The 12442-nt window shown below is 52.9% G+C and carries 15 protein-coding genes; 8 read left to right on the plus strand and 7 right to left on the minus strand.

The features are described 5' to 3' along the window. Positions 1–20 precede the first annotated feature (20 nt). Complete coding sequence (locus tag D9980_RS25580) at positions 21–815, minus strand: inner membrane protein YpjD (protein WP_024530732.1); 795 nt, start codon at positions 813–815, stop codon at positions 21–23. Between the two features lie 166 nt (positions 816–981). Between D9980_RS25580 and ffh the strand changes: the two genes are divergently transcribed. From ffh to D9980_RS25610, 6 genes are all read left to right on the plus strand, one after another. Next, positions 982–2343, plus strand: coding sequence for a signal recognition particle protein (gene ffh / locus D9980_RS25585; RefSeq protein ID WP_021182183.1), 1362 nt, complete (start codon positions 982–984; stop codon positions 2341–2343). 214 nt (positions 2344–2557) lie between these two features. After that, positions 2558–2806 (plus strand): 30S ribosomal protein S16, encoded by a 249-nt coding sequence (rpsP, locus tag D9980_RS25590; RefSeq protein ID WP_004932501.1) that lies wholly within the window; start codon positions 2558–2560, stop codon positions 2804–2806. A gap of 18 nt (positions 2807–2824) precedes the next feature. Then, the gene (gene rimM / locus D9980_RS25595; RefSeq protein WP_021182184.1) at positions 2825–3373 is read left to right on the plus strand and encodes a ribosome maturation factor RimM; all 549 of its coding nucleotides are present in this window, start codon (positions 2825–2827) and stop codon (positions 3371–3373) included. 52 nt (positions 3374–3425) lie between these two features. Continuing rightward, on the plus strand, positions 3426–4169 hold the full coding sequence (gene trmD, locus D9980_RS25600; protein WP_021182185.1) for a tRNA (guanosine(37)-N1)-methyltransferase TrmD: 744 nt from the start codon (positions 3426–3428) through the stop codon (positions 4167–4169). A gap of 77 nt (positions 4170–4246) precedes the next feature. After that, complete coding sequence (gene rplS / locus D9980_RS25605; RefSeq protein ID WP_024485183.1) at positions 4247–4603, plus strand: 50S ribosomal protein L19; 357 nt, start codon at positions 4247–4249, stop codon at positions 4601–4603. A gap of 193 nt (positions 4604–4796) precedes the next feature. Then, complete coding sequence (locus D9980_RS25610; protein WP_121608803.1) at positions 4797–5177, plus strand: VOC family protein; 381 nt, start codon at positions 4797–4799, stop codon at positions 5175–5177. On the opposite strand, the gene D9980_RS25615 is transcribed toward D9980_RS25610, so the two are convergent. The 6 genes from D9980_RS25615 to D9980_RS25640 all read right to left on the minus strand — a co-directional run bounded on the left by D9980_RS25615 (position 5174) and on the right by D9980_RS25640 (position 9568). Continuing rightward, the gene (locus D9980_RS25615; protein ID WP_121608804.1) at positions 5174–5821 is read right to left on the minus strand and encodes a helix-turn-helix domain-containing protein; all 648 of its coding nucleotides are present in this window, start codon (positions 5819–5821) and stop codon (positions 5174–5176) included. The two genes, D9980_RS25610 and D9980_RS25615, sit on opposite strands and share 4 nt — an antisense overlap. 120 nt (positions 5822–5941) lie before the next feature. Then, positions 5942–6160, minus strand: coding sequence for an ogr/Delta-like zinc finger family protein (locus D9980_RS25620; RefSeq protein WP_025120391.1), 219 nt, complete (start codon positions 6158–6160; stop codon positions 5942–5944). Between the two features lie 57 nt (positions 6161–6217). Continuing rightward, positions 6218–6772 (minus strand): lysozyme, encoded by a 555-nt coding sequence (locus tag D9980_RS25625; protein ID WP_121608805.1) that lies wholly within the window; start codon positions 6770–6772, stop codon positions 6218–6220. Beyond that, positions 6756–6974: a holin gene (locus tag D9980_RS25630; RefSeq protein WP_021808134.1), complete on the minus strand. Its 219-nt coding sequence runs from the start codon at positions 6972–6974 to the stop codon at positions 6756–6758. Before D9980_RS25630 ends, D9980_RS25625 begins: the two co-directional genes overlap by 17 nt. 279 nt (positions 6975–7253) lie before the next feature. After that, positions 7254–8018, minus strand: coding sequence for a YdiY family protein (locus D9980_RS25635; protein WP_121608806.1), 765 nt, complete (start codon positions 8016–8018; stop codon positions 7254–7256). A gap of 203 nt (positions 8019–8221) precedes the next feature. Continuing rightward, positions 8222–9568, minus strand: a complete 1347-nt coding sequence (locus tag D9980_RS25640) for an anaerobic C4-dicarboxylate transporter (protein ID WP_021182193.1) — start codon at positions 9566–9568, stop codon at positions 8222–8224. A gap of 662 nt (positions 9569–10230) precedes the next feature. On the opposite strand from D9980_RS25640, the gene D9980_RS25645 reads away from it, so the two are divergent. Both D9980_RS25645 and tyrA read left to right on the plus strand, forming a co-directional pair. Then, on the plus strand, positions 10231–11304 hold the full coding sequence (locus D9980_RS25645; protein WP_121608807.1) for a 3-deoxy-7-phosphoheptulonate synthase: 1074 nt from the start codon (positions 10231–10233) through the stop codon (positions 11302–11304). A gap of 6 nt (positions 11305–11310) precedes the next feature. Beyond that, complete coding sequence (gene tyrA, locus D9980_RS25650) at positions 11311–12432, plus strand: bifunctional chorismate mutase/prephenate dehydrogenase (RefSeq protein ID WP_065686940.1); 1122 nt, start codon at positions 11311–11313, stop codon at positions 12430–12432. Positions 12433–12442: the final 10 nt, after the last annotated feature.

The following is a 12442-nucleotide window of genomic DNA, read 5'->3' on the forward strand; positions in this document are numbered from 1 at the left end:
GATGGAGCGCCAGACCAGACTTAGCGCACCATCATCAGCTCCTGGAGCAGGCGGCTCCCGAAGTAGGCCATGGTAAGCAGAAAAGAGCCGGCAAAGCTGAACCAGACCACGCGGCGGCCACGCCAGCCTTCGTGATAATGGCCCCACAGCAGCACGATATAGACAAACCACGCCATGATGGACAGCACGGCCTTATGCACGTTCTCTTTGCTAAACAGGTTGTCCATATACAGCAGGCCGGTACACAGCGTCAGCGTCAGCAGCACCACACCGATCTGGGTGATATGAAACATCTTACGCTCAATACTCATCAGCGGCGGCATATCGGCACTGAAACTGAGTTTTTTATGTTTCAGCAGGTAATCAAGCCAGGCGAGTTGCAGGGCGTACAGCGTGGCAATAATCAGAGTGGAGTAAGAGAACAGCGCCAGGCCGATATGCACCATCAGTTCCGGGCTGGCTTCCAGATGGGTAATAAACTCCCCAGGCAGGAAGCTGGCAAACGCCAGGTTGATCATCGCAAAGCTGTAGACGATCGGCAGCAGGAACCAGCCGCGATCGCGGGAGGCGACGTAAGTCATCACCGAACAGATAATCAGGCCAACGATGGAGCCAATGTTCAGCAGGCTGAGATTTTGCCCGGCGCTGACGTCAAAAATGCGCTGCTGGAGGGCAATGGCATGGCAGACCAGCGCCACTACGGCCGAGACCAGCGCCAGCCGACGGTATGCGCTATTCTTCCGCAACAAACTGGGAATGATCAGTCCAAGGCTTAGCAGGTAGGCCATCAAAGCCACAAGAGAGAATACTGGCATAGCGTTATTTAGCATCGGCATGGTTAATTGGAATGCCAGTATAACGTTGAGCGGCCCCTACTCCAACCAATCTCCAACGCTGAGGCAGAGATCGTTGTAGCAACGTGTTATAATCGCCGCAATTGTGTCGCCACTGCGGCCTGACTCTTACGTTGAGCATGAGACGATGTTTGAAAATTTAACCGATCGATTGTCGCGCACCCTGCGCAATATCAGCGGCCGCGGGCGGCTGACCGAAGAGAACATTAAAGAAACCCTGCGTGAAGTGCGTATGGCATTGCTGGAAGCGGACGTTGCGCTGCCGGTAGTGCGTGACTTCATCAACCGTGTAAAAGAGAGCGCGGTTGGGCATGAAGTTAACAAAAGCCTGACGCCGGGCCAGGAATTCGTCAAAATCGTCAAGAGCGAGCTGATTGCCGCGATGGGCGAAGTGAACACCGAGCTGAACCTGGCGGCGCAGCCACCGGCGGTGGTGCTGATGGCGGGTCTGCAAGGTGCGGGTAAAACCACCAGCGTGGCCAAGCTCGGCAAATTCCTGAAAGAAAAGCAGAAGAAAAAAGTCTTGGTGGTTTCTGCCGACGTTTATCGCCCTGCGGCGATCCGGCAGTTGGAAACCCTGGCGGAAGGCGTCGGCATCGACTTTTTCCCGTCAGACGTTAAAGAAAAACCGATCGACATCGTTAACCGTGCGCTGCAACAGGCCAAGCTGAAGTTCTACGACGTGCTGATCGTCGATACCGCGGGCCGCTTGCACGTAGACGAAGCGATGATGGACGAAATCAAACAGGTACATGCGGCGATCAAGCCGGTGGAAACCCTGTTTGTGGTCGACGCCATGACCGGCCAGGATGCGGCCAACACCGCCAAGGCCTTTAACGAAGCGCTGCCGTTGACCGGCGTAGTGCTGACCAAGGTCGATGGTGATGCGCGCGGCGGTGCGGCGTTGTCTATTCGCCACATTACCGGCAAGCCGATCAAATTCCTCGGCGTGGGCGAGAAAACCGACGCGCTGGAGCCATTCCATCCGGATCGCGTGGCCTCACGTATTCTCGGCATGGGCGACGTGCTGTCGCTGATCGAAGATATCGAAAGCAAGGTTGACCGCGCACAGGCGGAAAAACTGGCTAGCAAGCTGAAGAAGGGCGACGGTTTCGATCTGACCGATTTCCTCGACCAGCTTAAGCAGATGCGTAATATGGGCGGTATGGCCAGCATGCTGAGCAAACTGCCGGGCGCAGGCCAACTGCCAGACAACGTCAAATCGCAGATGGATGACAAAGTGCTGGTACGCATGGAGGCGATCATTAACTCAATGACGCTGAAAGAGCGTGCCAAGCCGGAAATTATCAAGGGTTCTCGCAAGCGTCGTATTGCGATGGGCTCCGGCATGCAGGTGCAGGATGTTAATCGGTTGTTAAAACAATTCGACGATATGCAGCGCATGATGAAAAAGATGAAAAAAGGCGGAATGGCGAAGATGATGCGTGGCATGAAAGGTATGATGCCGCCGGGCTTCCCAGGCCGTTAAAACCACGCCGCAGCAAGGCTGTGGCGGGTTTGCCGATTTACCGATCACGGTAAAACCTGTCCGAGAGCGTGATGGTGCAAAAACGAATTACCGGCAATCTACGCTTTAGATTGCTTTTTGCGCCAAAATGAGTAAAATTTTCGGGCTTTTTATATTGCAACCGGGCCCCGTCCCTCAATGGGGCCCGGCTGTTTTATTAACTAAAGAGGATGTTATGGTAACAATTCGTTTGGCACGTGGCGGCGCTAAAAAGCGTCCGTTCTATCAAGTAGTAGTGACCGACAGCCGCAATGCTCGTGATGGTCGTTTCATCGAGCGTGTAGGTTTCTTCAACCCAATCGCATCTGGTCAGGCTGAAGCACTGCGTCTGGACCTGGATCGCATTGAGCACTGGGTTGGTCTGGGTGCTACCGTTTCTGATCGCGTTCACGCGCTGATCAAAGACGCTAAGAAAGCAGCTTAATCTGTCGCGGTGGTGGCAATGAGCAAGCAACTCAAACCGGTAGCACCTAAGCAGCCGATTGTACTCGGTAAGATGGGGTCTACTTACGGCATCCGTGGTTGGCTCAGAGTATTTTCATCCACCGAGAACGCCGAAAGCATATTTGACTATCAGCCCTGGTTAATCCAGCGCTCTGGTCAGTGGCAGTTTGTCGAGTTGGAAGACTGGAAACGCCACAGTCAGGATCTGATCATCAAGGTCAAAGGCATTGACGATCGGGATGCAGCGAATTTACTGACCAATTGCGAAATTGTCGTAGATTCAGAGCAGTTGCCTCCGCTGGAAGGCGATGATTACTACTGGAAAGACCTTATGGGCTGCCAGGTAGTCACCACTTCCGGATACGAACTGGGTAAAGTCATCGATATGATGGAAACCGGTTCTAACGACGTAATGGTCGTGCGGGCAAACCTGAAAGATGCATTCGGTATGAAGGAGCGGTTGGTCCCGTTTCTTCATGGGCAGGTTATCAAGAAAGTCGATCTCGCCGCCAAGATTATCGAGGCTGAGTGGGATCCTGGTTTTTGACCTCCGGATTTAATGGTCGAAGCAAGTGGAATAACAACATGGGGATTGGCTGGTGTTCATTGGTATCGTAAGCCTGTTTCCTGAGATGTTTCGCGCAATCACCGATTACGGGGTAACTAGCCGGGCAGTAAAAAATGGCCTGCTGAGCGTGCAGTGTTGGAGTCCGCGTGACTTCACCTACGACCGGCATCGTACCGTGGACGATCGCCCTTATGGCGGCGGCCCGGGAATGTTGATGATGGTGCAACCCTTGCGGGAAGCTATTCATGCAGCAAAAGCAGCGGCAGGCGAGGGAGCAAAGGTGATTTATCTGTCACCTCAGGGGCGCAAGCTGGATCAAACCGGTGTGCGTGAACTGGCGGCTAACCAGAAGATGATCCTGGTGTGTGGCCGTTACGAAGGGATAGACGAGCGCGTGATCCAAACCGAAATTGACGAAGAATGGTCAATCGGCGATTACGTTCTCAGCGGCGGTGAACTACCGGCAATGACCCTGATCGATTCGGTCGCCCGCTTTATACCGGGTGTTCTGGGCCATCAGGCTTCGGCAGAAGAAGATTCTTTCGCTGAGGGATTGCTGGACTGCCCGCACTATACCCGCCCGGAGGTGTTAGAAGGGATGGAGGTTCCGCCAGTTCTGCTGTCGGGCAACCATGCCGAGATACGTCGCTGGCGCTTAAAGCAGTCGCTGGGCCGTACCTGGCTTAGAAGACCTGAACTTCTAGAAAGCCTAGCTCTGACTGACGAGCAAGAGGTGTTGCTGGCCGAGTTCCAACGGGAACATCGAGCTAAGTAACAGGACTATGAAGGGAACGTCTGAGCGTTGTCTCGACGAGACCGATATATCAGTTTACCTAGGGTAAGAGACATATTATGAGCAACATTATTAAGCAAATTGAACAAGAGCAGATGAAGCAAGACGTACCTGCATTCCGTCCGGGTGATTCCGTGGAAGTGAAGGTATGGGTCGTTGAAGGTACCAAAAAACGTCTGCAGGCATTCGAGGGCGTGGTTATCGCTATTCGTAACCGCGGTCTGCACTCTGCATTCACTGTTCGTAAGATTTCCAACGGCGAAGGTGTTGAGCGTGTATTCCAGACTCACTCCCCAGTAATCGACAGCATTACTGTTAAACGTCGTGGTGCCGTTCGTCAAGCCAAACTGTACTACCTGCGTGAACGTACTGGTAAGTCTGCTCGTATCAAAGAGCGTCTGAACCGCGTTAACTAACGCTGCATCCAAAAGTTAATAGTTATAAGGGGATTACCGTCATGGTAATCCCCTTTTTTTAGTGCGCCGGGCATGGCGCGTTGCGGTTTGACGATATGGTCACACTCGTTAATTCGTCTGTCGGATTTATCCAATACGCGGGAAGGCGGATTTGTGAAACTACCGCCACTGACCACTGAATGGAGCGCCTGCAATGCAATTTGCCTATACGATTTTATATGTTGATAACGTGCAACAAACGATGGATTTCTATCATCGAGCCTTTGGTTTTGAGATCCATTGTTTGCATGAAAGCGGGGACTGGGGAGAATTGGCTACCGGTGCCACGCGGCTGTCATTTTGCTCAAGAGAGCTGCTGGCTGGGCAGGGCAAAAAGAGCGCTAAAAGTGATTATAAACATCCGGTTTTTGAAATTGCCTTCACTACCGACGATGTGTCGAAGGCGCTGAAAAAAGCGTTGGATGCCGGTGCGGTGCTGGTCGAAGATATTCAGCACATGCCCTGGGGGCAAACGATATGCTATGTGGCAGATCCAGAGCATAACCTTGTCGAGATCTGTTCTGTAATGGCTTAATCGTAGCCTTCACCAAACGCCTGTTGCCAATGTGGATTGATACGGAATGCGGCAGGCGTGATCCCTAACCAATGCTGGAATTCCCTGTTCATGTGCGATTGGTCACAATAGCCACTGTTCAGTGCGATTTCTGTCAGGGAGACACTATCGCAGGCAGTTAGCACAGATGCAGTTCTTCTCATCCGCAATAGACGAAGCCAGAATAATGGGCTCTTGCCAGTTTTGTTTTTCACCAGTCGTTCCAGAGTACGAACGCTGATCCCCAACTCCTGACTTGCCTGAGTCAGTGAGTTGGCAAGCCTTAACGACTGCAATGTTTCGGCAAGCTGCGTATCCACACGAACGGTATCGTGAATGATGGAAAGTAATGTTGGATGCTCTGGTGTTAATCGGGATGCGTTGAGGTAATGGAATAATTTGCCCTCATCGATAACACAATCTGGTCGAAACCGGAAACCATCATAATGGTCCCCTGCAGCGCTTTCCACGCCATAGGCACAGGTGTCGATCTCAGTGATCTTCATCTCCTGTTGCCCATTCCTGTCAGTCAGAAAAATTAGATCCCGACAGCCATCAGGAACAACAATTTGCCGTGTCGTTTTTGGCGTATGAAAACTCCAGTGTTCCAAGACCAGCTGTTGCATTTGATCTCCCTATCATCTCAAGGACCCGGTTTTCCAAAGCTTACCATCTATTCCCTCTGGTTGGATTATCGTTATTCTGGTGAAACCAAGGGATTACCAGATGGTAACCCCCCTTTTTCATTACATCGCGGCGGCGCGCTGTTTGCCTTCTTGTGGATGAGGCTGCGCCGGAATGATGTCGCCGGGTGAAACGATGACCCGGGCCACGGATTCATGGGTGGCAAAGGTACAACTGCAGTTAATGTTACGGCATTGGTGATAGCGTTCTTTGGTCGATTCACTCAGATAGCGGCTGGAGCGAGTGTGTGCCACGCTACCACACAGTGGACAATGCATCATAGAGACCCCCTCTTGATAATACGGTGAAAAACTATTCGTCAGCAATGCTCGAAAAAGTCATTGAGCGAGCTGTTCTTTCCCTGAGAAACTGGTGGTATTCGGCGTGCTGAGACCTTTTAGGCACAGCTCACGTTCGGCGGCCCGGCGGCGTTCCAGCCCGCGGTTTTTGACGCCATTGACATAAATCCAGCGCGGTAACTGATCGCAAGCCTGCTGCCATTGGCCATGGTTAAGGAAATAAACCAGGGTAGAGCGACATGCGGCCCCCGTACCGACGTTAAAGGCAAACGCCATGACGGCATCATAAGTGGCCTGGGGCATCTGCTGTGGCAGACAGGCCGCCATGCGGCTCTCTACCCGGCGGATATCTTCCAGCAGGTTTTCCGCCGCTTGCACTGGCGTGATGGACTTACCTGGAATAACGCCAGCCGTATGGCCGACACCTTGCGTCCAAACCCCTGCTGCGCATTGATACGGGGTTAACTGGCACCCCTCAAAATCGGCAATCAGGTATAGCCCTTGTTCGGAGGTTTTAATGTGATTGGCCTGCGGCAGCAGCATGGCGATCGCCAGAATGGCCAGGGCGCTGCAACGCTTAACGATTGAGTTCATCAAAAAGTCTCCGTGCTGCCGCATCGCGCTCGATGCTTTTGAGGATCTCCAGACTCTTGCGTCTGTAGTACCAATTAACCAGGAAGGTGCCGATTCCTACGGCCGCGCCGATCAGAAAGGCCACATCCTGCGGTGAGAGCTTGCCAAGCCAGGCGAGAAATAGCGCCGCGGAGTAGGTAATGAATGAGGTTAATCTCTCCATCCCATTAACCCCACATCTGCTGTCGCAGAGGGTTGTTTTGTAGGATAACGCGACTGTCGGCCACGATAAGCGGGTCGATACTGGCCTCATTTGCCGGGTTTATCATGGTTTTTACCTTAGCAATAATTACTGTATATGCATACAGTATTAATCAAAATGCTAAAGTCGTCAAGCCAGGATAGGACTATTTTTAGCAAAATGGTAAGCACGAGGATGGGCATAAAAAAAGCCCATTAATTATGGGCTTAGAGAAGGACTGCGCGGAGCGGTAAGACGAGATTACAAACCGTACACCAGCGTCACTGAAGTCGTGGTATCGGTATTTTTCGGTGCTGAGGCCGGTGGTTTGGTGTTGTAGACCACCGTGTAGGCCAGCCGTAGGGCGAAGTCGTTATTGATGGCGACGTTTAACGCGGTTTCGGAGTTAACGGTGGTTTCGTCGTTCGCCAAAGCGGATAGGCCTTCGGATAGGCGGGCCGTGTCTGTCAGCCTGTAGGAATAGTTGGCTGCGCCATAGGCCAGGGCGCGAGTGGTGCGGCCACCGCCGTGGTATTCATCATGACGTACGCCTGGGCCGAATTCGACACGCAGGTCCTGACGCGGGTCGCTAAAGATCTGGCGCCCGTAACCCCCGGTCAGCGTAGAGCGTGAATCGTAACCGTTGTAACGATCGTTCAACCAGCCAACCTGGCCAAACATATAATTACGAGCTGTCAGATTATAACGGGTACGACCACCGGCCTGGTATTTCTCCGAGGAGCGTACGTTGGAGGAGGTGGTGTTGTTCGCCGAGCCCCACAGGCTGTAAGCCGCATCGCTGTTAAACCAGGTCATAGTGGTGTTGGCCAGCAGGGTCGAGTTCTGTGTGTTGCCCGACTGGGCGTTATAACCTGCCTGAACATTACCATCGAACGGCTTCTTGGCGGTGGCCGGATCGTCCATCGCGGTGAAGAGGGTATTGTCGGCGAATACGGAAACACTGGTGAAGGCGGTCAAGCAGCTAAAGAACAGCGGAATGGCGCGACAAGCGCGTAAAGAGTGCATTTTGGATCCAGTAGTTAAGTGTGATTATAAGTGATAGCGGTCACATTATATCGATTCGCCGAGGGGACAAAAATAGGCCTGGTTAGCTTATGTTTTTAGTTTAAACAGGGGACTTATGCACTTTTCGTCTAGTGATATCGTTGGCTTTTTGCGGCGGTGTTAACAGCGGCAACGGGGATCGCCCGTTGCCGGCAGAAACGCGATTAAAGGAAGGTCATCACCAGCAGATAACCGGTGATGCAGGAGCACAGCACGCCGATCAGGCCAGGAATGATGAAGCTGTGGTTGATGATAAATTTACCGATGCGAGTGGTGCCAGAGCGGTCAAAGCCGATGCAGGCCAGATCGCTTGGGTAAGTGGGCAACACGAAGTAACCATAGGCCGCCGGGAAGAAGGCCAGCAACATTTTAGGCTCGACGCCTAACTGCAAGGCCATGGGTGCAACGGCGGCCAGAGCAGCGGCCTGGCTATTAACCAGTTTGGAAACCAGGAACAGGACGATGGCATAAGTCCAGGGCTGGCTTTTCACCACGTCTTCCAGCACCACCTTTAACTCCCCCATATGTGCCTGGAAGAAGGTATCACTCATCCATGCCACACCGAATACCGAGAAGATGGCGACCATTCCCGCTTTGAATACGGCACCGTTGGCGATATCGCTAGGTTTGACTTTACAGCCCATCAGGATCACCGCACCGGCGATCAGCATCATCATCTGGATCACCAGATTCATCGACAGCGGTTTCAGCACGCCTTTGGCATCGGCAAAGGAAGGACGCAGATCGGCAAAGGCACCGAGCATGACCACGATAGCGATAGCGCCGAAGAAGATCAGCGTTGACCAGTATGCCTGCTTGGGAAATGTTTGATTGAGCAGGGTTTCGGTGCCGCCATAGATATAGGCGCGCTGCTCCGGATCCTGGATCCTGGCCTGGAAATCGGCATCCTTATCCAGATCTTTGCCGCGACGCAGGCTCCATAATGCCGCCATCAATACACCGACCAGTGAAGCCGGGATCGAAACGGCCAGGATTTCCAGCAGCGAGTAGGCTTTGCCGATCCCATGACCGGCGGCAATGATCGAAACCAGTGATACCACGGCCACAGAAACCGGGGATGCGGTGATGGCCATCTGTGAGGCGACAGAGGCAACGGCCATAGGGCGTTCTGGGCGGATCCCTTTTTTGATGGCGATATCAGAAATGATCGGGAACATGGTGTAGACCACGTGGCCGGTACCGCACAGGAAGGTCAGCGTCCAGGTGGTAAAGGGGGCGAGTAAGGTGATGTGTTGTGGGTGGCGGCGCAGTAGCCGCTCGGCATATTGCATCATGACATTCAGACCGCCAGCGGTTTGTAACACCGAGGCACAGCCGATCACCGCCAAAATGGTGAGCATGACATCTACTGGAGGTTTGCCTGGTTCCAAACCGAATATAAAGCACAGCAGAAATAAGCCAATACCACTTATTAAGCCTAGCCCCATACCGCCAAATCGGGTGCCGACTAATAGGCAGATAATAATAATTGCGAATTGCAATGTGATCATGAGAGTCCCTTGTCAGAAAGAAAAAACTGCTAACGCTCATCGCTCCTCAATGCAGGCGGTACGGGCTCTGTCTTCGCAGAGTAACCCTAAAGAGGTGTGAGCGATTTATGCCATAGTTATTTATTTGGCGAGGGATAACTGTGAGGTTCCGCAATATTTATTCAATAGAGTGACTATTATTTCTGATATAGATTGAAATGAATAAAGAATGAAAATCAATTGCCAGTTAAATGTATGACAATTGTTTTATAGTTGTTTAATTTGGCGATGGATGGGGCGGGTTTGCCAAGGAACTTGTTGTCTGCGCGGGTGTGGCATGCAGTGCCACTACACGCCGAAGAGGTGGTTTTTTGATCGCGCCAGGGCCAATGAGCAACCTACTTTTGTGTTCATTTTTATTTACGTTCTGTGATTTTCAGGGAGGCTGATGTTGGTTGTTCTTTGCTGTTTTTTATTAGTGGTTTTCTTTTTTATTTAAATAAAACAGTTGCTTAAATGGATTTTTGTTTCCTGTGACCGGTGATTCGCTTTCCTGTTTATGATGGTAATTTTTTATTTACAGTAAATGGATTGAAAACTTTACAAGGAGTGGTTAAGGTAGCACCTGTAACGCTCAATGTTTTAACTACACACGCATAACGGCAAACGACAGGAATAGCATCATGCAAAAAGACGCGCTCAACAACGTACATATCAGTGCAGAACAGGTTCTGATCACCCCGGAAGAGCTGAAGAACCAGTTCCCACTCAGTGCCAACGATGAAACGGAAATCGCGACGGCCCGCCAGACCATTGCCAATATCCTTAAAGGGCAAGATCACCGTCTGCTGGTGGTCTGTGGGCCATGTTCGATCCACGATCCTGATGCCGCGCTGGATTACGCGCGTCGCCTGAAAACCCTGTCGGCTGAATTGAGCGATCAGCTGTATATCGTTATGCGCGTCTATTTTGAAAAGCCAAGAACCACCGTCGGCTGGAAAGGCCTGATCAACGATCCGTATATGGATGGATCCTTTGATGTAGAAGCGGGTTTGCACATTGCGCGTCGCCTGCTGCTGGATCTGGTCGGTATGGGCCTGCCGTTGGCGACCGAAGCGTTGGATCCGAACAGCCCGCAATACCTGGGCGATCTGTTCAGCTGGTCGGCGATCGGTGCGCGTACTACAGAATCTCAGACGCACCGTGAAATGGCTTCCGGCCTCTCAATGCCGGTGGGCTTCAAAAACGGTACGGACGGTAGCCTGGGCACGGCCATCAACGCGATGCGTGCCGCATCCATGGCGCACCGCTTTGTCGGTATCAATCAGGCAGGCCAGGTTTGCCTGCTGCAAACCCAGGGTAACCCAGACGGCCATGTGATCCTGCGCGGTGGTAAAACGCCTAACTACAGCACTGAGCACGTTGCCGCCTGCGAAAAACAGATGCAGGATGCGGGACTCCATCCGTCCTTGATGATAGATTGCAGCCATGGCAACTCAAATAAAGACTATCGCCGTCAGCCAGCGGTTGCCGAATCCGTAGTTGAGCAGATCAGAGCGGGTAACCGTTCGATCACCGGAATCATGCTGGAAAGCAATCTGCATGAGGGCAGCCAGTCTTCTGAACAGCCGCGTGTAGATATGCGCTACGGCGTTTCGGTGACCGATGCCTGCATCAACTGGGAAAGCACGGAGACGCTGCTGCGCCAAATGCATCAAGAACTCGGCGCTGCGCTGATGGCACGCACTGGAGAGTAGTGAGTTATGGTGGCTGAACTGACCGCATTGCGCGATCAAATTGACGAAGTGGATAAAGCGCTGCTGGCCCTGTTGGCGAAACGCCTGGAGCTGGTGGCGGAAGTAGGGGAAGTCAAAAGCCACTACGGTTTACCGGTTTACGTACCTGAGCGCGAGGCGGCAATGCTGGCCTCTCGCCGCCAGGAAGCGGAAAGCCTTGGCGTTCCGCCCGATTTGATCGAGGACGTGCTGCGCCGCGTGATGCGCGAATCCTACACCAGTGAGAACGACAAAGGCTTCAAAACGCTGTGCCCACAGCTACGCCCTATCGTCATTATTGGCGGTAATGGCCAGATGGGCCGCTTGTTTAACCGGCTGCTTACGCTGTCGGGTTATCAGGTCAAAGTGTTGGATCAAGAGGATTGGCCGCAGGCGGATAGCCTGCTGGCGGATGCCGGTATGGTGATTGTCAGCGTGCCGATCCATATCACCGAGCAGGTGATCGCCCAACTGCCGCCGCTGCCGCAGGACTGTATTCTGGTCGATCTGGCTTCGGTGAAGAACCGGCCGTTACAGGCGATGCTGGCCGTACACAGCGGCCCGGTATTGGGGTTACACCCGATGTTTGGCCCGGATGTTGGCAGCGTGGCCAAACAGGTGGTGGTGTACTGCGATGGTCGTCAGCCAGAGGCCTACCAGTGGCTGCTGGAACAGTTGCAGGTTTGGGGGGCGCGTTTGCATCGTATCAGCGCCGTCGAACACGATCAGAACATGGCCTTTATCCAGGCGCTGCGCCACTTTGCTACTTTTGCTTACGGCCTGCATCTGGCCGAAGAGAACGTACAGCTGGAGCAATTGCTGGCGCTCTCTTCGCCGATCTATCGGCTGGAGCTGGCGATGGTGGGGCGGCTATTTGCGCAGGATCCGCAGCTGTACGCCGATATCATCATGTCTTCGGAAGACAACATTCATCTGATCAAACGTTACTATCAGCGCTTTGGTGAGGCGATCAAGCTGCTGGAGCAGGGCGACAAGCAGGCCTTTATTCAAAGCTTCCAGAAGGTGGAGCACTGGTTTGGTGATTATGCCCAGCGCTTCCTGGTTGAGAGCCGTTCTTTGCTGCGCCAGGCGAACGATAGCCGTCAATAGAGGGAAAAGG

The organism is Serratia sp. 3ACOL1, from assembly GCF_003668775.1.
GTDB classification, from domain to species: domain Bacteria; phylum Pseudomonadota; class Gammaproteobacteria; order Enterobacterales; family Enterobacteriaceae; genus Chania; species Chania fonticola.